The organism is Bradyrhizobium sp. 76 (assembly GCF_023073025.1).
Lineage (GTDB): Bacteria > Pseudomonadota > Alphaproteobacteria > Rhizobiales > Xanthobacteraceae > Bradyrhizobium.
The window spans coordinates 465302-485571 of sequence record NZ_JADPIS010000109.1; the positions used below are offsets into that span (position 1 = coordinate 465302).

The 20270-nt window shown below is 64.8% G+C and carries 19 protein-coding genes; 8 read left to right on the forward strand and 11 right to left on the reverse strand.

Annotated elements, in window-relative coordinates; translation table 11 throughout:
- Window positions 1-80: 80 nt before the first annotated feature.
- The 3 genes from IVB48_RS31890 to IVB48_RS31900 all read left to right on the forward strand — a co-directional run bounded on the left by IVB48_RS31890 (window position 81) and on the right by IVB48_RS31900 (window position 2628).
- Window positions 81-584 (forward strand): CAP domain-containing protein, encoded by a 504-nt coding sequence (locus IVB48_RS31890; RefSeq protein WP_247283753.1) that lies wholly within the window; start codon window positions 81-83, stop codon window positions 582-584.
- Window positions 585-662: 78 nt separating this feature from the next.
- Window positions 663-1838 (forward strand): patatin-like phospholipase family protein, encoded by a 1176-nt coding sequence (locus IVB48_RS31895; protein ID WP_027570240.1) that lies wholly within the window; start codon window positions 663-665, stop codon window positions 1836-1838.
- Window position 1839: 1 nt separating this feature from the next.
- Window positions 1840-2628: a 3-hydroxybutyrate dehydrogenase gene (locus IVB48_RS31900; protein WP_247406306.1), complete on the forward strand. Its 789-nt coding sequence runs from the start codon at window positions 1840-1842 to the stop codon at window positions 2626-2628.
- A 46-nt stretch (window positions 2629-2674) separates the two neighbouring features.
- Here the strand turns inward: IVB48_RS31900 and IVB48_RS31905 are convergent, their stop codons facing one another.
- The 5 genes from IVB48_RS31905 to IVB48_RS31925 all read right to left on the reverse strand — a co-directional run bounded on the left by IVB48_RS31905 (window position 2675) and on the right by IVB48_RS31925 (window position 6760).
- Window positions 2675-3499 carry a sulfite exporter TauE/SafE family protein gene (locus IVB48_RS31905; RefSeq protein WP_247283758.1) on the reverse strand — a complete coding sequence of 275 codons (825 nt, stop codon included), beginning with the start codon at window positions 3497-3499 and terminating at the stop codon, window positions 2675-2677.
- 222 nt (window positions 3500-3721) lie between these two features.
- Window positions 3722-4036 (reverse strand): type II toxin-antitoxin system RelE/ParE family toxin, encoded by a 315-nt coding sequence (locus tag IVB48_RS31910; RefSeq protein ID WP_247406308.1) that lies wholly within the window; start codon window positions 4034-4036, stop codon window positions 3722-3724.
- On the reverse strand, window positions 4033-4269 hold the full coding sequence (locus IVB48_RS31915) for a hypothetical protein (protein WP_106941873.1): 237 nt from the start codon (window positions 4267-4269) through the stop codon (window positions 4033-4035). Before IVB48_RS31915 ends, IVB48_RS31910 begins: the two co-directional genes overlap by 4 nt.
- A 53-nt stretch (window positions 4270-4322) precedes the next feature.
- A complete protein-coding gene (locus IVB48_RS31920; RefSeq protein WP_247406311.1) occupies window positions 4323-5690 on the reverse strand; it encodes a flippase in 1368 nt (455 codons plus the stop codon).
- 230 nt (window positions 5691-5920) lie between these two features.
- Window positions 5921-6760, reverse strand: coding sequence for a protein-disulfide reductase DsbD domain-containing protein (locus tag IVB48_RS31925; protein ID WP_247406314.1), 840 nt, complete (start codon window positions 6758-6760; stop codon window positions 5921-5923).
- Window positions 6761-6902: 142 nt separating this feature from the next.
- Here IVB48_RS31925 and IVB48_RS31930 point away from each other — a divergent pair, with 142 nt between their 5' ends.
- On the forward strand, window positions 6903-7547 hold the full coding sequence (locus IVB48_RS31930; protein WP_007605477.1) for a YqgE/AlgH family protein: 645 nt from the start codon (window positions 6903-6905) through the stop codon (window positions 7545-7547).
- A 129-nt stretch (window positions 7548-7676) separates the two neighbouring features.
- On the opposite strand, the gene IVB48_RS31935 is transcribed toward IVB48_RS31930, so the two are convergent.
- Together IVB48_RS31935 and IVB48_RS31940 are read right to left on the reverse strand one after the other, a co-directional pair.
- Entirely contained in the window at window positions 7677-8564 is an 888-nt protein-coding gene (locus IVB48_RS31935; protein ID WP_247406317.1) for a TauD/TfdA family dioxygenase, read from the reverse strand.
- A 200-nt stretch (window positions 8565-8764) separates the two neighbouring features.
- A complete protein-coding gene (locus IVB48_RS31940) occupies window positions 8765-9544 on the reverse strand; it encodes an SDR family NAD(P)-dependent oxidoreductase (protein WP_027570246.1) in 780 nt (259 codons plus the stop codon).
- A gap of 99 nt (window positions 9545-9643) precedes the next feature.
- Between IVB48_RS31940 and IVB48_RS31945 the strand changes: the two genes are divergently transcribed.
- Together IVB48_RS31945 and IVB48_RS31950 are read left to right on the forward strand one after the other, a co-directional pair.
- Entirely contained in the window at window positions 9644-10381 is a 738-nt protein-coding gene (locus IVB48_RS31945) for an SDR family oxidoreductase (RefSeq protein WP_247406320.1), read from the forward strand.
- 59 nt (window positions 10382-10440) lie between these two features.
- Window positions 10441-10815, forward strand: a complete 375-nt coding sequence (locus tag IVB48_RS31950; protein ID WP_247406323.1) for a CsbD family protein — start codon at window positions 10441-10443, stop codon at window positions 10813-10815.
- Window positions 10816-10958: 143 nt separating this feature from the next.
- On the opposite strand, the gene IVB48_RS31955 is transcribed toward IVB48_RS31950, so the two are convergent.
- Window positions 10959-12641, reverse strand: coding sequence for an SGNH family hydrolase (locus IVB48_RS31955; RefSeq protein WP_247406327.1), 1683 nt, complete (start codon window positions 12639-12641; stop codon window positions 10959-10961).
- A gap of 188 nt (window positions 12642-12829) precedes the next feature.
- Window positions 12830-14227, reverse strand: coding sequence for a lytic murein transglycosylase (locus tag IVB48_RS31960; protein WP_247406330.1), 1398 nt, complete (start codon window positions 14225-14227; stop codon window positions 12830-12832).
- A gap of 203 nt (window positions 14228-14430) precedes the next feature.
- On the opposite strand from IVB48_RS31960, the gene IVB48_RS31965 reads away from it, so the two are divergent.
- On the forward strand, window positions 14431-15306 hold the full coding sequence (locus tag IVB48_RS31965; protein WP_007599884.1) for a UTP--glucose-1-phosphate uridylyltransferase: 876 nt from the start codon (window positions 14431-14433) through the stop codon (window positions 15304-15306).
- Between the two features lie 101 nt (window positions 15307-15407).
- Here the strand turns inward: IVB48_RS31965 and IVB48_RS31970 are convergent, their stop codons facing one another.
- Window positions 15408-16904 (reverse strand): diguanylate cyclase, encoded by a 1497-nt coding sequence (locus tag IVB48_RS31970; RefSeq protein WP_247406334.1) that lies wholly within the window; start codon window positions 16902-16904, stop codon window positions 15408-15410.
- 144 nt (window positions 16905-17048) lie between these two features.
- Between IVB48_RS31970 and IVB48_RS31975 the strand changes: the two genes are divergently transcribed.
- Window positions 17049-17318, forward strand: coding sequence for a hypothetical protein (locus tag IVB48_RS31975; protein ID WP_027570252.1), 270 nt, complete (start codon window positions 17049-17051; stop codon window positions 17316-17318).
- A 12-nt stretch (window positions 17319-17330) separates the two neighbouring features.
- Here the strand turns inward: IVB48_RS31975 and IVB48_RS31980 are convergent, their stop codons facing one another.
- The gene (locus IVB48_RS31980) at window positions 17331-20207 is read right to left on the reverse strand and encodes an EAL domain-containing protein (RefSeq protein WP_247406338.1); all 2877 of its coding nucleotides are present in this window, start codon (window positions 20205-20207) and stop codon (window positions 17331-17333) included.
- Between the last annotated feature and the right edge of the window lie 63 nt (window positions 20208-20270).

Here is a 20270-nt window from a genome sequence, read left to right on the forward strand (position 1 = left end):
GGTCAATTTTTCCTCAATATTCACCTTTCAGCCACGGTTGGTATGCAACAACGGCCCCCTGATTTTGGGGGCTCCTGTTCATGCGCGCCGCGGCCGCAATACTCATCACTTTGCTGCTCGCCGGCTGCGCCGGCAACGAAGCACCGGTCCAGCAACCCTCGATGTATGCCGATATGGCTGTCCCGGGCGCAAAGCTCGATGCGCAGGCGGCAGCGATCATGATTTCGCAATACCGCCAGAACAACGGGCTCGGGACCGTCGTGATCGACCCCGAATTGATGCGGCTCGCCGAATCCCAGTCTCAGGCCATGGCAGCGGCCAACAAGATGGACCATGACGTCCGCGCGCCGCTGGCCAAGCGCCTCAGCGCCGGCGGCTATCCGGCGACCGTTGCAGTAGAGAACGTCTCGGCTGGCTATCACACGCTGGCGGAAGCGTTTTCGGGTTGGCGCGACTCGCCCCCCCACCGCGCCAACATGCTCAAGAGCGGTGTCACAAAATTAGGCATCGCGGCGGGCTATGCTCCCGGCACCAAATACAAGGTGTTCTGGACCATGATCCTGGCCTCGACGGACTCCCGATAAGCCAGACTTGATCCCGGGATGCATTGACGCCGCGGCAGACTGTCGCCACGGTCGCTCGCCATCTGCTACTGTTCCCGCATGACCGATCATAGTCCAGAAGTCGCAACAATCCCCGCGAACGCGCAACGTGTCCTGGTCCTCCAGGGCGGCGGCGCGCTCGGCTCCTATCAGGCCGGCGCCTATCAGTCGCTCTGCCATGCCGGCTTCGAGCCGGACTGGGTCGCCGGCATCTCGATCGGCGCGGTCAACGCCGCGATCATCGCCGGCAACGAAGGGCAGACGCGCGTCAAGCGGCTCAAGGAATTCTGGGAGATGGTCTCCGCGCCGGTGCCGTGGAAGCCGATCGGCAAGAGCGATCACAGCCGCGAACTGTTCAACTCGACCAGCGCCGCATTGATCGCGACCTTCGGCGTGCCAGGCTTCTTCACGCCGCGCATCCCGCCCGCGCCGCTCTGGCCGCCCGGCAGCCCGCAGGCCGAGAGCTATTACGACACCGCACCGCTGAAGAAGACGCTGGAGCGACTGGTCGATTTCGACCGCATCAACGATCTGAAGACGCGGCTGTCGGTCGGCGCGGTCGGCGTCACCTCGGGCAACTTCAAATATTTCGACAATTTCGAGTTCAGGAAGCTCGGCAAGAAAATCGGCCCCGAGCACATCATGGCCTCCGGCGCGCTACCGCCCGGGTTTCCGTCCATCGTCATCGAGGGCGAGCATTATTGGGACGGCGGCATCGCCTCCAATACGCCGCTCGACTACGTGCTGGACGCCGAGACCGACCGCGATCTCCTGATCTTCCAGATCGACCTGTTCAGCGCGCGCGGCGATCTGCCGACCTCGCTGCTCGAGGCGACCGAGCGCGAGAAGGACATCCGCTTCTCCAGCCGCACGCGGATGAACACTGACAAGAACAAGCAGGTGCACAACGCCCGCAGGGCCGTGCGCGACCTGATTTCCAAATTGCCCGATTATCTCAAGAACGACCCTTCCGTGGAATTCCTTGCCAAGGTATCGCGCGAAAGCACTGTGACTGTGGTGCACCTGATCTACCGCAGCAAGAATTACGAATCCTCGTCCAAGGATTACGATTTCTCGCATGTCGCGATGGTCGAGCATTGGGAAGCCGGCGTGCGTGACGTGCATCTGTCGATGCGCCACAAGGACTGGCTCGAGCGGCCGCAATCCGGCGAGACCATGGTGACCTACGATCTCACGGGGGACGTCACTGCGCCCCCGCCAAAAAGGAGCGAGTAATATGGGTAGTTTGTCAGGCAAGAACGCCGTTGTGACCGGGTCGACCAGCGGCATCGGGCTTGCCTATGCGCGCGCTTTCGCCGCCGCCGGCGCCAACGTCGTCATCAACGGGTTCGGCTCGCCGGAGGACATCGAGAAGGAGCGCGCCAAGATCGAGTCCGATTTCGGCGTGAAGGCAGTCTATTCGTCCGCCGACATGACCAAGCCGGCCGAGATCGCCGGGATGATCGCGCTCGGCGAGAAGAGCTTTGGTTCGGTCGACATCCTCGTCAACAATGCCGGCATCCAGTTCGTCTCGCCCATCGAGGAATTCCCGCCGGAGAAATGGGATCAGATCATCGCGATCAACCTGTCCTCGGCGTTCCATGCCATTCGCGCAGCCGTCCCCGGCATGAAGAAGAAGGGCTGGGGCCGCATCATCAATACCGCTTCCGCGCACTCGCTGGTCGCTTCGCCCTTCAAGTCGGCCTATGTGTCGGCCAAGCACGGCATCGCCGGCCTGACCAAGACCGTGGCGCTCGAGGTCGCGACCAGCAAGATCACCTGCAACTGCATCAGCCCCGGCTATGTCTGGACGCCGCTGGTGGAGAAGCAGATCCCCGACACCATGAAGGCCCGCAATCTCACGCGCGACCAGGTCATCAACGACGTGCTGCTCGATGCGCAGCCGACCAAGGAGTTCGTCACCTCCGAGCAGGTCGCAGCCCTCGCGCTGTTCCTGTGCGGCGACGATGCCGCGCAGATCACCGGCACCAACCTGTCGATCGACGGCGGCTGGACCGCGGAGTAGAGCGCGACGGCTGGCAAATGGCGGAGCCGAGCTCCGCCATTTTCGTTCAGTGCGTCCAGGCCAGCGCCGTCTCGAATGCCGAGGACAGGTGCAACTCCGCGAACATGATCTTGCCGGCGACCACGAACAGCACGCTGGCAAGTGTCAGGCGCAGCACCGTCTCGGGCACGCGCGTCGCGCTAAAGCTGCCGACGACGATGCCGGGCAGCGAGCCCAACAGCAGCACGCCCATCAGCGCCCAATCCACGTCGCCAAGCGCCCAGTGCCCCATTCCGGCGATCAGCGTCAGCGGGACGGCATGGGCGATGTCGGAGCCGACGATGGTCGCCACCGGCAGGCGCGGATAGAGCAGCAGCAGAACGGTGACGCCGACCGCGCCGGCGCCGACCGATGAAATCGAGACCAGCACGCCGAGCACGATTCCGGTGACGACGGTTGCGATCGCGGTGGTGCGGTCATCGACCTGCTCCAGGCGCCGGCGATAGCGCTCCATGATCGATCTGCGGAAGATCAGCGAGGTCGCGGTCAGCAGCAGCGCGAAGCAGAGCACGAGGTTGACGAGATTGCGCTCGGAATCGCTCTTGAGGTCGAGCTTCCACAGCACGAGCAGCGTCAGCGCGCTCGCCGGAAGGCTGCCGCAGGCGAGCCGCAGCACCGCCGGCCAGTGCACGCTGCGCGACCAGCCATGCACCAAGCTGCCGCCGGTTTTGGTGGCGGCGGCATAGAGCAGGTCGGTGCCGACCGCGGTCGATGGATGAATCCCGAACAGCAGGATCAGCAGCGGCGTCATCAACGAACCGCCGCCGACGCCGGTCATCCCGACCAGCAGGCCGACGCCGAACCCGGAGGCGACGTAGAGTGGATCGATCATGTCCAGGGAATCTTAGGTTTATCTCGTCAGTTGGGCAATATGACGTAGAATAAACTTTCCCTGCAGCGCAACCGATTGGAGCGAATAAGAAAAATACTCCTGCAGGGGGCCGAAGTGGAGGTGTTTTCTCCAATTCATCGCTCTCTTGCAAAACGGACATTCGGTTAGACGTCAAACAAGAATCCAGAGCTTCGGTTCTGATCAATCAGAACCGATAACGCTCTAGGCATATTGCCTACCGGGCTCATTCAGCCCCGCGACCGGTCGCCGGGACGTGTGGCGGATGTGGACGATATGGATTACGTCGCCACGGACACGGTAAAATATCCGGAATGGGTAGCGGACGACCGCTGCGACACGAACCTCGGAACGGTGCGCAACGCGTGGCGCCGAGAAAGGCGCGCGAAGGACGCGCTCCACGACGTCAACAAATCTCCGGCCGACAGCTTCGGCGACCACAGGGCTGGCGTTGCTGGCATAATAGGTCGCGATGTCCGCGAGATCAGCAAGCGCCTCTCGCGTCCAGACGACCTTCATCCGCGCGCAAATTTCGCGAAGGCCTCCGCAACCTCGGCATCCGTAGCGACTTCGCCGCGATCTATGGACGCCAAGGCCGCATCGATGCTCCGCAATTCCTCTTGCGTCGCAAGATACTCGCCGCCGAGCAGCTCACTCTCGATTTCGCTGGCAATGGCGACCAGCTCGTTCTGGGCCTCTTCAGGCCAAGTCTGGGCACGTTCCAGAAGGTTTCGTAGATCGCTTGCGGCCATGGATCCGACTATATCAGGCGGCGGTTGGCTTTCCAATCGCCGTGAGCCGACGGCTATTTCCCGAACGCCAGCACGTGCAGCCCGAGCCGCTGTCGCACGATCCAGAACAGCAGCACCGTCTCGAAACTGAGCGAGATCGAGGTCGCGGCCGCAGCACCATGGCCGCCGAAGCGCGGCACCAGCGCGATGCAGAGCACCAGGTTCATCGCAAAGGCCAGCGCATAGGCCAGCGCGCAGATCTTCTGCTGGCCGAGCATGTTGAGCAGCCGTTCGACCGGGCCGATCGCGGATCGGACCACGAGCCCGATGGCGGCGACGAACATGATGTCGTAGCCGACCACGAATTGCGGCCCGAACAGCCAGAGCAGCGGCTTGCCGAGCGCGAGCAGCACGATGGTCGCCGCAAGCGACGGCCAGAACGTCCAGTTGATGGCATGCGCCACGTAAGCCGACAGCCGCGCCTTGTCGCCGCTTGCATTGTATTCGGCGAAGCGATGCGCGGTCGTCGCCGACATCGCGTAGTGGATGAAGGAGACCAGCGCGAGCGTCTTCACCACGGCGAAATAGACGCCGACCTCGTCGGAGGGACGGAACTGCTGAAGCACCAGCACGTCGGTGTAGGACAGCAGCAAATAGAAGCTTTCGACCAGCAGGATCGGCAGCGACACGGCGAGCCAGCCGCCGACGTCGTAGGCCTTGGGACCGGGCTCGATGTGATCGGCGAGCTTGCGGTTTAGCGCCACCATCTGCCCGGTCATCGCGATCCACACCGCGCCGGCACTCGCGACCATCGCGGCGACCGCGCCGAGATGATAGCCGAGCAGGAAAGCGCAGGCCGTGATGCCGATGATCAGTGCCTGGCGGATGATGAATTGCGGCATCAGGCCAAGCTGCATCCAGTCATGCGAGCGCGCGATGCCGTCCTGGGTGTTGGCGACGACGAAAGCGGGCAGCGTCATGCAGCCGATATAGAGCGGCAGCACCTCGGCCGGATCGATCCAGGGTGACAGCAATTTGACGATACCGGCGAGGCCGAGCGACACCAGTGCGGACACCGCAAAGGTGAGCCAGCGGCTGCCCGAGAGAAAGCCGCGCAGCAGCGCATGCTCGCCTCGGGCGCGGTATTCCGGAATGATCTTTTGCGCGGAGGCCGAGATGCCGAAGTCCATCATGCTGCCGAGCAGCAGCACCCAGGTCCAGACATAGACATAGACGCCGTAGTCCGACGTCCCCATCCAGCGCGCGAGCAGAACCTGAGAGAAATATGCAAGGCCCGCGCTGATCACGCGGATGACGAAGATGGTGCCGGCCAGCCGCCGCGTCAGCGATGCCTCGCTCGACCCGCCCGTCAATTTTTCGCGCAGCCGCGCGATGAGGCCGGCAGGTCCGGTCGTTGCGGGTTCTGCATCCATCACGGCCAAATCGAAGGGTCCCCGAGGCGCGCACGAGTGCTGCGGCAGACTTGCCGCAGGAGCCCTGGGGCTTAGCAACCATTCGTTAAGATTCGGTTGGATCAAGGATGTCGTCCTGGCGAATGCCAGGACCCATACCGCGTGATCTGTCAGGAGGAATTGGGTAGCAGTTCCAAAGAAGGAGTCTTCGCCAAACTAATCCCTGGGGTAATGGGTCCCCGCCTGCGCCGGGACGACAACTAATCCAAATTGGTATTGAACTCGTACGACTTCTCCGGTCCGACCAGCGTGAACTTCAGCGCTGCGCCGTCGGGCTTGGCGCCCGGCGGCAGTCCGTCGAGTTCGAAAGAAAATCGCTTCACGCCCGGTGGGCTGGGCTCGACCGGCGCCGGGATCGGCAACGCCCAATCGGGCGTCGGACCTTCCACATAGAGATTGACGTTGCGCGCATCCGGCACGACGACGTCCACCACCACATTCTTGGGCCCGTCGCGCTTGACGTCCCGGATGGTGAGCGGGTTGGGATCGCCGATCGTGGCAGGCTTGGGCACGGTGTCGAGCGCTGCACGCAAATTGGCGTCCTCGGTCGAGGCGACGCTGTTGAAGCCAAGCTCGGCGCGGGCCTCGACCGGAATGCAAAGCTTTTCGCACACCGCATAATTGATCTCGGCGCGCAACGTCACCGGCTTGTCGGCCGCCTTGGCGATGATGCGCAGGGGCAGCACGATCTGGTCGTGATAGCCGATCGAATGGCCGCCCGCGCCGTCGTCGAATTTCTGCGGGGCCGGCCACATCACCGTCACCGCCTCGACATTGTCGGATTTCGAGAAATCGAAGCGCGGCGGAACGCCGGAATCGCCCGGCATGCGCCAATAGGTTTTCCAGCCGGGCTGGATCTGGAAGGCAATACCGCCGAGCAGGACGGCGCCGCTGCGCGATCCCGCCAGCAACCGCACCGCGGAATGTCCATCGCGCTGCCACGGCGATGCATCGTCGGCATGGGCCGCAAGCGCCAGCGACGACGCGAGCAGGGTTGTCGCGACGCCAATCGCCGCACGCCGGGGAACTCTTGTCAGCATGGTACGTCTTTACAGGGTCACCCCGCGGCAAACCATTGAATTGCTTGTGATGGATGCACTTGAATCAAGGCCCTGCAAGCCTTGATTTGACAGCGGCCCGGCCCGACATCAGGATAGGAATTGAAACCGGAGTGCTTCACCGATGGCTCCCACAGGCAAGAGGACGGGCGAAAGCACCCGCAAGTCAGCCCCCGCGCTCCCGAGCTCGGCGGGCTACCTCGACGGCCAGCTGTTGATCGCCATGCCCGTGATGGGCGACGAGCGCTTCGAGCGCTCGGTGATTTATCTCTGCGCCCACTCCGCCGAAGGCGCGATGGGCATCATCGTCAACCACCCGGCCGGCAGCATCGACTTCCCCGAGCTGTTGCAGCAGCTCGGCATCATCAACAAGGGCGAGCACATCAAGCTGCCGGAGAATGCCGAAAGCATGAAGGTGCTGCGCGGCGGTCCGGTCGATACCGGCCGCGGCTTCGTGCTGCATTCCAGCGATTTCTACATCGAGAACGCGACGCTCCGGATCGACGACGGCGTCTGCCTCACCGCGACCGTCGACATCCTGCGCGCCATCGCCAACGGCTCCGGCCCCAAGCACGCCATCCTCGCGCTCGGTTATGCCGGCTGGGCGCCCGGCCAGCTCGAGACCGAAATCCAGAGCAACGGCTGGCTGCATTGCGACGCGGATTCGGATTTGATCTTCGGCGATGACGTCGACGAAAAATACGGGCGCGCACTGCGCAAGATCGGCATCGATCCCGGCATGCTCTCGAACGAGGCCGGGCACGCCTAGCGCCTCGCTGTCATGCCCCGCGAAGGCGGGGCATCCAGTACGCCGCGGCGCATCGGTTCTATCACAACTGTCTCGGAGTACTGGATCGCCCGGTCAAGCCGGGCGATGACACCGATTGCTGAGTAACGCCTACTCCGCCGCCTGCTGCTGGACCGTCGGCTCCGTGCCTGCGACCGTCGCGCGGCGCATGTCGCGGGGCTGCGACTGGTCGTAGCGGCGGACGCGGTGCATGGTCTGGCGGTTGTCCCACATCACGAGGTCATGCAGCGTCCATTTGTGGACGTAGACGAACTCGCTCTGGGTTGCGTGCTCGTTGAGATCGCGCAGCAGCAGCCGACCCTCGGGGACGCTCATGCCGACGATCTTGCCGGCATGCGATGAGAGATAGAGCGACTTGCGGCGATGCACGGGATGGGTGCGCACGAGACGTTGCAGCACCGGCTTGAACATCTGCTTCTCGTTATCGGTGTATTCGGTGAAGCCGAGCGATCCCCGCGAATACATCAGCGAGTGCTCGCAGACGAGATCTTCGATCTCCGCCTTGGTCTCGTCGTCGAGCGCGTCATAGGCCGCGCGCATGTCGGCGAATTCTGTGTTGCCGCCCTTCGGGTTGAGCACGCGGGCCGACAGCAGCGAGAATTTTGCCGGGATGGGGCGGAACGAGCTGTCGGAATGCCACAGGCAGTTGCCGAGGTTGAACAGATGCGCGCGGCTGTCCTTTGCCAGCGGCTTGCCGTCCTTGCCGAGATTGGAGACGTCGTTCAGGCCCGATTGGAGGCGGTAGTCTTTTTCCTTCGTGACGGTGCCGCCGCGCGCGTCCTCGCGCTGGCCGAAATTCAACGCGAAAGCCATCTGCTGTTCGTCGGTGATGTCCTGGTCGTGGAACACCAGCACCGCATATTTGTCCATGGCGGCTTCGATCTCGCGCGCCTCGGCCTCGGTGAGAGGTTGCCGCAGGTCGAGGCCGGAAACCTCGCCGACAAAATGTTTGTGAAGCTGCCGGATGGCGATCGTCATGACGTTTCTCCCGCGAACCGCGAGCGGTTGGTCCGCTCTGTCGGTGAAAAAGTTACTCCCGTAACAAGCGATGTCAACGCTAGGCGCGCATAGCTGCCCGTAGCCCGGATGGAGCGCAGCGTAATCCGGGAAGTCTTCCCGCGAGGTGAGAACCCCGGAGTGCGCTGCGCTCCATCCAGGCTACGCACCTTTGGTGCCGCTCACGCGTTGCGCGCCATCAGGCCGCCGTCGACGGGGATCACCGCGCCGGTGAGGAAGGACGCTGCCGGCAGGCACAGGCTCAGCGTCATGTGCGCGACCTCTTCGGGGTCGCCGTAGCGGCCCAGTGCAGTGCGGCGCTTGGCGTAGATGGTCTTGTGCTCTTCCGAGATCCTGTCGGTGATGGCGGTGCGGACCGGCCCCGGGCAGATGCAGTTGACGGTGATGCCTTCGCGGCCGAGCTCCACCGCGAGCGAGCGGGTGAGGCTGGCGACGCCGCCCTTCGCCGCCGAATAGGGGCTGTGCAAAGCGGTGGCGCCGAGCGCCTCGGTCGAGGCGATGTTGACGATGCGCGGGCTCTTCGACTTGCGCAAGTGAGGCAGCGCGGCGCGGATGATGCGCGGATGCGCCGTCAGCATCACCGCGATACCCCTGGCCCAGGCGTCCTCATAGGCCTCGTCGTCGATCGCGACGCGCACGGAGATGCCGGCATTGTTGACGATGATGTCGAGCCCGCCGAAATGCGTCGCGACATCGCCGACCACGCGCCTGATCTCATCGCCGTCGGCCACGTCGAGCTTCCAGGCTTTCGCGGCTCCGCCGCTTGCCGCGATCTCCTTCGCCACGGCCAGCGCGCCCTGCTCGTCATAATCGGTGACGGCGACGTTGGCGCCCTCGGTGGCGAACACGCGGGCCGTTGCGCGTCCCATGCCGCTGGCCGCGCCGGTGACGAGAACGGTCAAGCCCTTCACGGAGCGGCTGAGCTGTTTGAAATCGGACATGGTGTTTCCTCGTGCTCTGCTTGTTCTTGTTGGTGATTGACAAGGCTGTCATCGATCCGCAGACAGGTCAAACAAGCAAGACGATCGGGGAGGCCAGCGATGACGAACGAGCTCGATTTCTCAGGCAAGCAGGTGCTGGTTGTCGGCGGATCCAGCGGCATCGGCAACGGTATCGCGCAAGCCTTTCGCGTCAGGGGCGCGCAAGTCGCGGTCTGCGGCACGCGTGCTCACGCGAAGGAATATTCAGCTGAGGAGGGCTCGGATCTCACCGGTCTCTCCTACGCGCAACTCGACGTCGGCAATGCCGGAGCGGTCGAAGCGTTCAAGCCGTCGTTCGATCGGCTCGATATCCTGGTGCTCGCGCAGGGCGCGGTGCTCTATCGCCGCGGCGAGTTCGAGATGGCGGGCTTTCGCAAGGTGGTCGAGGTCAACCTGATGAGCCTGATGGCCTGCGCCACGCGCTTTCATTCCATGCTGCGGGACTCGCGGGGATCGCTGATCATGGTGTCCTCGACCGCGGCCTATCATTCCACCATGGGCAATCCTGCTTACAACGCGTCGAAGACCGGCGCGGTCGGATTGACGCGGACGCTGGGCGAGGCCTGGGCCGAGGACGGCATCCGCGTCAACGGCATCGCGCCCGGTCTGGTCGACACCAAGATGACGAAGGTGACGACCGACAATCCAAAGCGGCTCGAAGGTGCACTTTCACGCATTCCGCTGCGGCGATTGGGCACGCCGGCTGACATGGCGGGCGCGGCGCTATTCCTGGCATCGCCGCTGTCGTCCTACATCATTGGCCAGACATTGGTCGTCGACGGCGGGCTTATTCTCTAGCGTGAGGAACCGCGCCGCTCCTGATCGGTTACTTGGGCTGACCCCTGAGGAGGAGCATCATGGATAAAGATCGGATTGTCGGCTCGACCAAGGAATTCGCAGGACGCGCGGAAGGCGCTGTCGGTGATCTCGCAGGCGATGCGCAGACACAGGCGTCGGGCAAGGCGCGGGAAGCCGCAGGCACCGTGCAGAATCTCTACGGCCAGGCCAAGGATGCCGTACGTGACGCCACGGACACCGCGGCCAGCTATGCCAAGGACGCCTATGACAAGCCGGCCGAAACCTTGCGTGACGGCTCGCAGGCGATTGCCCAGAAGGTGCAGGACAACCCGCTCGGCGCGCTGCTGGTCGCCGGCGGCATCGGCTTTGCCCTTGCACTGCTGATGGCGCGGCCTGCGCGCCGCCCGCCGCCGCGCTGGCGCTATTACGGCTGAAGCCAAGGCGCGATAAGCATCAGGCCCCGGACGCAGCGCGGCGTGTAACGCCGCGTTGCCGAGCCGGGGCTTTGGCTTTTTTTATGGATGTTGCAAGGCTGTGTCCGCTCTGCGGCTGCGCCGCGTCCGGGACATGAGATCAACTATCGGAACACTTCCGCCGATCGCCCGACATTGCCAGGCGGCCGCGGGATCGCGGGGTTGGGATTCGGATTGCGCGGCGCGGGCGCCAATTGACGCGGCGGGGGCGGCGGCGAGCCAAAGCCGAAGAAATCTCGCATCGATGGCGCTGCCTGTGCCGGTTGCTGCGGCACCGGTGGCTTCTTTGGCGCAAGCTTTGGCGGGGCGATCGCTGCGGCCGCACCCGGCGTGCCGCCATCGGGAGTCGTCGCGGCGACCGGCGTATCGCCCTTGGCCTGCTCCCGGCCGACTTCGCGGCGCGGCCAGGCATAATCGTCGGCGCGTCCGGCGGGCGCAGCCAATGGCTCGCCCTTCACCATGGTCTTCGCAGCGAGCGCATCGACGGCGGCAGGACGCGAGCCCGGGCCACCCAGCAATTGATCGGTCGAGATCGAGGCCGCAACCAGCGGCACGATCGGGCCGGCCAGTGGCCGCGGCGCGGGCTTGCCGGGTTCGGCACTGGTGTCGGGAGTCGCCGGCTCGCTCGGCAGCGCGATCGGGCCGGAGCGCCCGGCGAGCAGGCGGGTGATCTCGCGTTCGACGTAGTGGGCGAGTTTGCGCGCGCCGGGTTTTGTGAAATAGACGCCGTCATAGCTGCGGAGCTGACGGATCTGGCCTTCGAAGTCCGGGCCCTTCTGCAGGAAGCGGCCGGCCTCGTCGACAAAGCCGTCCCAGACGTCGACGTAAGTGATGCCGGCCTTAGCCGCGCCTTCGCGATAGAGCGAATCCAGGAACAGCATGTCCGCGGTGCCCTTGGGACCGCGGATGGCGGGCAGGCCGACCCAGAGCACCGGCACGCCCTTGGACTTGAGGACGTTGGCGAGCTCCTCGATCTTCTTGCCGTAGAGCTCGACCCAGCGCTCGTCGCGGAATTCGTAGAGGCCGTTCGGGTTGCGTGCCGTCTTCTCGGGCGCTGCGACCGCCGGTGCGTCAGCGTTGTCGGCATCATCCTGCGGCAGGTCGGCATCGGCCGGCTTGTCGTCCGGTTTCGCCGCGGTGTCGCCGGGCTTGGCATCGCCGGGCTTGGCCGGTGGTTTGCCGCGCGCGCCCTTGTCGTTCTTCTTGTCGGTCGCCTTGTCCGATTTATCGGGTGCTGCCGCCTCGCGGATCGCGATGCGGTCGTTGAGGCCGAGCATCACCACGATCACGTCGGGCTTCTCGGTCTCGAGAATGCCCTTCGCAGCAGCCGTCCAGTCCGAGGGCTCACCCTTGGGCTGGTACTTGATCAGGCCGGACGTGGTCTTGTGCTTGCGGATCACGCCCATGTCGGGCTGCTCGGTGTAGGCATCCTCCAGGCCGTACGCGAGCCAATCGGCCATGGCGTCGCCGATCACCAGCACGTTCCTGTCGGGAATGGTCTCGCGCTTGGCCGGCGCCGGCGCGCGCGAAAAGTCCTGACGCGGTGCTTGCGGCTGTTGCTGCTGGAACGGCGCGAAGAAGTCGCCGCCGAACCATCCGCCACCGCCACCTCCACCGTTCCGCGGCGGCGGCGGGGCCGCGCGCTGCGGTGGGCCGCCGAAGCCGGGGAAGTTGAAGAACTGCGCCGAGGCGGGTCCCGCGACCGACACCAGAATCGCAAGCGCCGTCCCCAGCGCGATCAGCGGGCCGGTCTCGGTCAGCACCTTGAACAGGGACTTCTTCGACATGCGATCTCGGCACGTGCAATGGGGATCAGGACAGGCTCGATATAATAACGGAATCGGGCGCCAAACGGGCAGATTCTCTTTCAGATTCTCTTCAGATCCTTGAGATCCTTGGCCCATACACGGCGAACCGCCGCCCCGGTCAAGACTGCCGGCCAAAATCCCTGTTCAGGGTTACTTTCGGCGCGATTTTACCGCCCGCGCAGCCGGTCCAGCGCGTCGGAGGAGGCAAATCCGTCCGCGGGGACCCCGATCGAGGCCTGGAAATTGCGCAGGGCTTCCCGGGTCTGGCCGCCGAACTGACCGTCGGGGGTGCCCTTGTAGAAGCCGCGCTGGGCTAGCAGCTGCTGGAGTTCCAGCCGTTCGGTCCGGGACAGCTCCCGTTCCTGCCGCGGCCAGGGCTGCACGAACGGCTGGCCGCCGCGCAGGCGGTCGGCGAAATGGCCGATCGCCAGCGCATAAGCCTCGGCCGGATTGTACTTCATGATGACCCGGAAGTTCTGCAGCATCAGGAAGCCCGGCCCCTGCGCGCCGGCCGGCGCCAGCAGATAGGCCTTCTCGGCCGGATGCGGGAAGGGCTGGTTGGCCGGGCGCTTGAGGCCGAGCTTTTCCCATTGCGCCACCGTCATCGCCTTGGCGCGATCGGCCAGCATGTAGTTGAAGCCCTGTGGCACCACGACCTCGTAGCCCCAGGTCTGGCCGGCCTGCCAGCCGTCCTTCTTCAGATTGTTGGCGGTCGACGCAATCAGGTCGGAGGGATTGTCGACGACGTCACGCCGGCCGTCGCCGTCGCCGTCCACGGCAAAGCGCTTGAACGCGGTCGGCATGAACTGGGTCGGGCCGAAGGCGCCGGCCCAGGACCCGCGCAATTGTTCGGGCCTGAGATCGCCGCGGTTGAGGATCTCCAGCGCGGAGAGGAATTCGTCCTTGAAGTAAGCCTGACGGCGGCCGATGCAGGCGAGCGTCGCGGTCGATTGCAGCACGCTGCGGTCGCCCATCTGAGTCGAGTAGTTGGACTCGATGCCCCAGATCGAGGCGATGATGTAGCGATCGACGCCGGTGGCTTTTTCGGTGGCGTCGAACTGCGCCTTGTATTTGGCCAGGACCTCGCGGCCTTTGGCGAGGCGGTTGTCGTTCACGAGGATGTCGAGATAATCCCAGATCGACTTGGTGAACTCCGGCTGCGAATCCATCAGGTCCATGATGCGCAGATCGGGCGCGAGGCCAGCCGTGAAGCGCTGGAAATTTTCCTGCGTGATGTTGCGCCGTGCGGCATCGGGCCACATGACCGCGACGCAATTGTTGAAATTGCCCGCGGCCTCGCGGATCGCGGCGGCTGTCATCAGCGGATGACCGGAGGCGCCGTCCTCGCCGGTCCAGGGTTGAACTCCCGTTTGAGCGCCGCTGGGCCCGGGCGCTGCTGGCGAAGGCGCCTGGTTCGGGCCGGAGAAAATACCGCCGAACAGATTTGACAGACCGTTCTGAGCCTGCGCGCTGGCGGGAAGCGGGAACAGCAGGGCGGCCGCAATCATCGTCGCACCGGTCACGGACCCGCCCCGTTTTGCCAGCCCTGCCATTGATTGCATCATGTCCACACCTGTCCGGCCAAAATCCGCCCTCAGGAGGCCTGGTTACGGTTGCCAACAGCTTAACAAAGGTGAAATTTTGATGGTGGCCTTTTTCTTAACTCTGTGAGGATGAGGCCCCACATCCGCCTTTGTTGGCGGCTGCAAACAAGCTAGCAAGATGCCATTGCTCCCTTCACGTGTTCCTCAGGTATTCGATCAATCCCATGAAAATCCGCAAAGCCGTATTTCCCGTTGCCGGCCTCGGCACCCGCGTCCTGCCCGCCACCAAGGCGATGCCGAAGGAAATGCTGACGATCGTCGACAAGCCGCTGATCCAGTACGTCTATGACGAGGCCCGGGAAGCCGGCATCGAGCACTTCATCTTTGTCACCGGCCGCAACAAAAGTGTCATCGAAGATCATTTCGACCGGATGTTCGAGCTCGATGCGACGCTGGCCGCGCGCGGCAAGAAGACCGAGCAGGACGTTCTGGCGCAGAACCAGCCGGAGGCCGGCGCCGTCAGCTTCACCCGCCAGCAGGCGCCGCTCGGCCTCGGTCACGCGGTCTGGTGCGCGCGCGACATCGTCGGCAACGAACCGTTCGCGGTCGTGCTGCCCGACGAACTCGTGCTCAATTCGCCCGGCTGCCTGAAGCAGATGATCGACACCGCCAGCAAGCTCGGCGAAAAATCCAACGTCATCGCGGTCGAGCCGGTGCCCGATCATCTGACCCATCAATACGGCATCTGCGGCGTCGGCAAACGCACCGGCAAGATGTTCGAGGTGGACGGCATGGTCGAGAAGCCGGCCAAGGGCACCGCGCCCTCCAACCTCTCGATCACCGGCCGCTACATCCTGCAGCCGGAGATCTTCAAGATCCTTGAGACCCAGGAGCGCGGCGCCGGCGGCGAGATCCAGCTCACCGACGCCATGATCGGCCTCGCCAGATCGCAAAAATTCTACGGCGTCGAGTTCGAGGGCGAGCGCCACGATTGCGGCTCCAAACCCGGCTTCCTCCGCGCCAATATCGCCTACGGCCTGAAGCGGCCGGAGCTGCGTGACGGGCTCATTGCGGAGATGAAGAAATATCTGGGGCAGTAGTGCTCCGCTCGTCATTGCGAGGAGCGAAGCGACGAAGCAATCCAGGCTGCCTCCGCGGCGACAGTCTGGATTGCTTCCCTCGCAATGACGGAACGAACTCCTCACGCCACCAGCGACAGCTTCGGCAGGCTCGCGACCACCGACTGGTTGCGGCCGCCGGCTTTTGCGGCGTAGAGCGCCTTGTCGGCGGCGGCGACCAGCAGCGGCCAGTCCATGCCCGTGGTCGGAACGAGGCTCGCGATGCCGCAGGACACCGTCGAGCTCGTGTGGTCGTCGGACCAGCCCTGCACCTTGGCGCGGATCTTCTCGGCCACCGTGAGGGCGTCGGGGACCGAGGTGCCCGGCAGCAGCACGGCGAATTCCTCGCCGCCATAGCGCGCGGCGCAGTCGCCGGCGCGGCTCACCGAATCGGAAATGCAGATGGCGATGCCGACCAGCACCTGGTCGCCGGCCTGGTGGCCGAACGTGTCGTTGTAGGCCTTGAAGTGATCGGCATCGATCATCAAGAGCGCGATCGGCGTCTGCTGCCGCATCGCGCGGCGCCATTCGACGTCGATCACCTGGTCGAACTTGCGGCGGTTCTTCAGGCCGGTGAGCGCGTCGGTCGTCGCCATCTCCTCGAGCTTGCGCTCGGCCTCGGCGCGCCGGCCGATCTCGCGCGCGAGCACCAGCGTCGATGCGAGCATGAACAGGCTGAGCGCCAGCACCACGGCGCCGATGCGGTAGGCTTCCCTCTGCCAGAGCTCGAACACCGCGGCCAGCGGTTTGCCCGCCACCACGAACAGCGGACCGCTGTCGCTGCTGCGCACATAAAGTCGCGGAGTCGGATCGACCGGGCCCTGGCCCGCATAGGAGGCGCCGACCCGGAGATTTTCGGCCTTCCATGTCCGCCGATCGTTCAGGTTGGTGCCGATCACGTCGAGGTCGAACGGGCGCCGCATCATGATGGTGCGGTCGCGCTTGAGCACCGTGATGGTGTCATGGGGATCGAGGTTCAGCCGGTCGAACAACTCGTGGAAATAGCTGAAGCGGATCGAGCCGGCGACGACCCCGAGGAAGCCTCCGTCGGTGTCGCTGATGCGTCGGCTCAGCACGATTGCATAGGCGCCGCGGAACAGCATCGGGCGGCTGATGAAGAGGCCCGTTTCGGGACTGTCGCGATGGACCCTGAAGTAATCCTCATCGCCCCGGTTCACGACAACGGGATCGAGCGTCGAGGCGTCGATGGTCAACCGGCCGTCGGCATCGAACACCTGGATCGCGCCGAAATGCCTCGCCGTGGTCGAATGGTCGAACAGGATCAGGTGACGGATCGGCTTCGAGACCGTGGCGATTTCCGGCAGCAGCATATTGCTGGCGACCGCCTTGAGGGCCAGATCGTAGATCTCGATGTTGCGGCTGACGTCGGACTCGATGGTCGTCGCCAGGTTTTCCAGGGTCTGGCGGGCGAGCGCCTCCTCGCCGCGGCGCATGTCCAGCATGACGTTGACGCAAATGGCGGAAAAGCCGATCACCGTCACCACGGACGAGATGATCAGCAGCTTCGCCGAAAGCCGCCATGGCCGTCGGGCCGTGACGTCGCGCCATCGAGACAACATCGTTTGCTCCCGGCACCAGTGAATGCGCCCGAAAGCTTGAGTAGTGTTTAAGCCGGGACGGCGCTGCCGGAATGAGTTAAAAATTGGTTTCCGCGGCTCACGTTTTTGGGCAAAGCGGGCCTTCGACCAGCGAAGAGGACAGCGGTGAACGACTACGACGCGTTGCGCGATTATCTGATGCGGCAGAAGCAGACGGAATTCGTGCTGACCTATGAACAGATCGAAGAGATCATCGGCGCGGCCCTGCCGCGCGCGGCGAATCGTGCCTCATGGTGGGACAGCCTGCGCAGCCCGGATATCCAAATGCCGCAACGCGAAGCCTGCCTCGCCGCGGGTTTCAAGGCGATGCGGATGCCGGACGGCGAGAGCGTGCGGTTCACCAAGCTGAAGAGTGACCGGCGCAGGCCTGGGTGAGGCGAGGGGAAGCTAGCTCGCCGCTTCCAGGCGCACTTCCGTGAGCAGGCGCATCGCGGCGTCGGCATCCATGGGTTCGCCGAAGGCAAACCCTTGCGCATATTCGCAGCCCATCTGGTAGAGCTCGACCGCGTCGGAATCGGTCTCGGCACCTTCGGCGACCACGTCCATGCCGAGGTCGTGCGCGAGCGCGATGATGGACTTCAGGATCACCGGGCGGGTGCCGCGGTTGGTGGTGCGAACGAAGGACTGGTCGATCTTGATGGTGTCGAACGGGAAGCGCTGCAGATAGGCCAGCGACGAATGCCCGGTGCCGAAATCGTCGAGCGACAGCCCGGTGCCGAGCTCGCGGATCCGCGTCAGCATCTGTGCCGCGTGCTCCGGGTTCTCCATCACCAGCGATTCCGTCAGTTCCAGCTTCAGCGTGCCGCGCGCGACCGAGGAGCGCGACAGCACGGTGCGGATGTCGTGGATCAGATCGTGGCGCAGCAATTGCCGCGAGGAGACGTTGACCGATGCGAAGATCGGCTCGCGCGAGCGCATCGCGCGCTGCCAGATCGAGAGCTGCTTGGCGGTCTGGTCGAGCACGAACATGCCGAGGTCGATGATCAGGCCGGTCTCTTCCGCGATGGCGATGAATTCCGACGGCGCCATGCGTCCGAGCTTGGGATGATCCCAGCGCACCAGCGCCTCGAAGCCGGCGACGGAGCGGTCTTCAAGCCGCACGATCGGCTGGTACAGGATCGTGAGCTCCTGCCGCTCGATGGCGCGGCGTAGTTCGCTCTCCAGCGTCAGCCGGTCGGTCTTTCGCGCGCGCATCGCGGACTTGTAGACGTCGATGCGGTCGCCGCCGATGCGCTTGGAGTGATACATCGCAAGCTCGGCGTCCTTGATGATCTCGTCCGTGAGCTGAACTTGCGGATCGGACAAGGCAAGGCCGATCGAGGCCGTGAGAAATATCTCGCGTTCGTTGAAGGCGATCGGCGCGCGGATGGTCTTGCGGATGGTCTCGGCGAAAGCGGTGATGCGGGCGGGGTCCTGCTCCGACAGCAGGATCAGGCCGAACTGGTCGCCGGCAAGCCGCGCCAGCGTATCCTGCGGCTTCAGGATGCGGGTGAGGCGGCGGGCCAGCGTCAGCAGGATGGAATCGCCGACCGCGATGCCGACGGAATCGTTGACCTGCTTGAAGCGGTCGAGGTCGATCACCATCAGCGTCGGCCGCAGCGTCGGCATGGTCTTGGCGAAATGCGCGACGGCGCCGAGGCGGTCCATGAACAGCTTGCGGTTGGGCAGGCCGGTGAGATTGTCATGCACGGAATCGTGCAGCAGGCGCTCCTCGGCGTTGCGCAGCTCGGTGACGTCGGTGAGGGTGCCGACCACGCGCGAGACCTCGCCGTCGGAGCCGACCACCGGGCGCGCCTTCAGCGCGAACCACATGAAGTGACCGTCCGGCGTGCGCAGGCGGAAATCCTGCACCAGGCGGCCGCGGCGCTGGTCGAGCACGCTGTCGAGAGCGGCGCGGAAACGGTCCTGGTCGAGCGGGTGCAACACTTCGAGCCAGGAGGCGGCCGGACCTTCCAGCGTGCCGCGCTTGAGGCCGAGCAGGGCCTCGGTCTCGGGGCTGGTGAAGACCTTGTCGGCGGAAACGTCCCAGTCCCAGATCAGATCGCCGGAACCGGCCAGCGCCAGCGCGCGGCGCTCGATGTCGGAGACGACGCCGGTGGTGGCGCCGCCGCCGGCGAATGCATGCTGCATCACCGTGAAGCCGATCAGCATCACGATCAGCACGAGGCCGCCGAGCAGCGCAGGGCCGACGATGTCGTTGGTGACGGAGCCCGCGACCGTCATGCCGGCCGCGACCACCCAGACCACCAGCAGGAACCAGGTCGGGATCAGCAGCACCGCGCGGTCGAAGCCGTGGGTGGAGAGATAGACGATCAGCGCGAAGCCGGCGAAGGCAATCAACACCAGCGATATGCGCGCGATGCCGGACGCCACCGCAGGGTCGAACAGGGCCAGCGCCACCAGCGAGCCCAGGAACGCGAGCCAGCCCACCGTGATGTGGGAATAGCGCACGTGCCATCGACTGAGATTGAGATAGGCGAACAGGAACACCAGCAGCGTCGCCGCCAGGATCGCCTCGCCGGCCGCGCGCCAGATGCGCTCGGCGTTGTTCGACATGTCGAGCACCTTGCCCCAGAAGCCGAAATCGACGCCGATATAGACCAGCACCGCCCAGGCCAGCGCCGCGGCGGCCGGGAACATGATGCTGCCCTTGACCACGAACAGGATGGTCAGCACCAGCGCCAGCAAGCCGGAGATGCCGATCACGATGCCCTGGTACAGCGTGAACGAGTTGACCTTGTCCTTGTAGGATTCCGGCTCCCACAGATAGAGCTGCGGCAGCTTGTCGGTGCGCAGCTCCGCGACGAAGGTGACGACGGCGCCGGGATCGAGGGTGACGCGGAAGACGTCGGCGGTCGGACTCTCCTGCCGCTCCGGCCGGTCGCCGGTCGAGGGCGTGATGGTCGCGATGCGCGACAGCCCGAGATCGGGCCACAGCAGCCCCGAAGAGACGATGCGGTAATGCGGGGCGACGATCAGGCGGTCGAGCTGGTCGTCGGTGTTGTTGGCGAGCGCGAACACCACCCAGTTCTGGCCACCCTCGCGGGCGCGCACCTCGATGCGGCGGACGATGCCGTCGGTGCCGGGCGCGGTGGAGACCTGGATCCGGTCGGCGTCGCTGCGCTGATGCTCGAGCACGCCGGTGAGGTCGATTGCGGGCGCGTCACCGCGGACGCTGACAGCGTCGAGCGCGCGCGCCGGGAACGCGCAGACGAGAATCATGAGGCCCAGCGCTATGGGCGCGAGGCACCTGATCAGACGCAAGGTCAATTCTCCGCGTTCGACGCAAACTCTTCGGTGCAGGCTCTTCGGTGCACGGCGTTTTCC

Bases quoted from the DNA above. Each gene is read 5' to 3' on its own strand.
- IVB48_RS31890 (WP_247283753.1), top strand. From the start codon at position 81: ATGCGCGCCGCGGCCGCAATACTCATCACTTTGCTGCTCGCCGGCTGC.
- IVB48_RS31895 (WP_027570240.1), top strand. From the start codon at position 663: ATGACCGATCATAGTCCAGAAGTCGCAACAATCCCCGCGAACGCGCAA.
- IVB48_RS31900 (WP_247406306.1), top strand. From the start codon at position 1,840: ATGGGTAGTTTGTCAGGCAAGAACGCCGTTGTGACCGGGTCGACCAGC.
- IVB48_RS31905 (WP_247283758.1), bottom strand. From the start codon at position 3,499: ATGATCGATCCACTCTACGTCGCCTCCGGGTTCGGCGTCGGCCTGCTG.
- IVB48_RS31910 (WP_247406308.1), bottom strand. From the start codon at position 4,036: ATGAAGGTCGTCTGGACGCGAGAGGCGCTTGCTGATCTCGCGGACATC.
- IVB48_RS31915 (WP_106941873.1), bottom strand. From the start codon at position 4,269: ATGGCCGCAAGCGATCTACGAAACCTTCTGGAACGTGCCCAGACTTGG.
- IVB48_RS31925 (WP_247406314.1), bottom strand. From the start codon at position 6,760: ATGCTGACAAGAGTTCCCCGGCGTGCGGCGATTGGCGTCGCGACAACC.
- IVB48_RS31930 (WP_007605477.1), top strand. From the start codon at position 6,903: ATGGCTCCCACAGGCAAGAGGACGGGCGAAAGCACCCGCAAGTCAGCC.
- IVB48_RS31935 (WP_247406317.1), bottom strand. From the start codon at position 8,564: ATGACGATCGCCATCCGGCAGCTTCACAAACATTTTGTCGGCGAGGTT.
- IVB48_RS31940 (WP_027570246.1), bottom strand. From the start codon at position 9,544: ATGTCCGATTTCAAACAGCTCAGCCGCTCCGTGAAGGGCTTGACCGTT.
- IVB48_RS31945 (WP_247406320.1), top strand. From the start codon at position 9,644: ATGACGAACGAGCTCGATTTCTCAGGCAAGCAGGTGCTGGTTGTCGGC.
- IVB48_RS31950 (WP_247406323.1), top strand. From the start codon at position 10,441: ATGGATAAAGATCGGATTGTCGGCTCGACCAAGGAATTCGCAGGACGC.
- IVB48_RS31955 (WP_247406327.1), bottom strand. From the start codon at position 12,641: ATGTCGAAGAAGTCCCTGTTCAAGGTGCTGACCGAGACCGGCCCGCTG.
- IVB48_RS31960 (WP_247406330.1), bottom strand. From the start codon at position 14,227: ATGATGCAATCAATGGCAGGGCTGGCAAAACGGGGCGGGTCCGTGACC.
- IVB48_RS31965 (WP_007599884.1), top strand. From the start codon at position 14,431: ATGAAAATCCGCAAAGCCGTATTTCCCGTTGCCGGCCTCGGCACCCGC.
- IVB48_RS31970 (WP_247406334.1), bottom strand. From the start codon at position 16,904: ATGTTGTCTCGATGGCGCGACGTCACGGCCCGACGGCCATGGCGGCTT.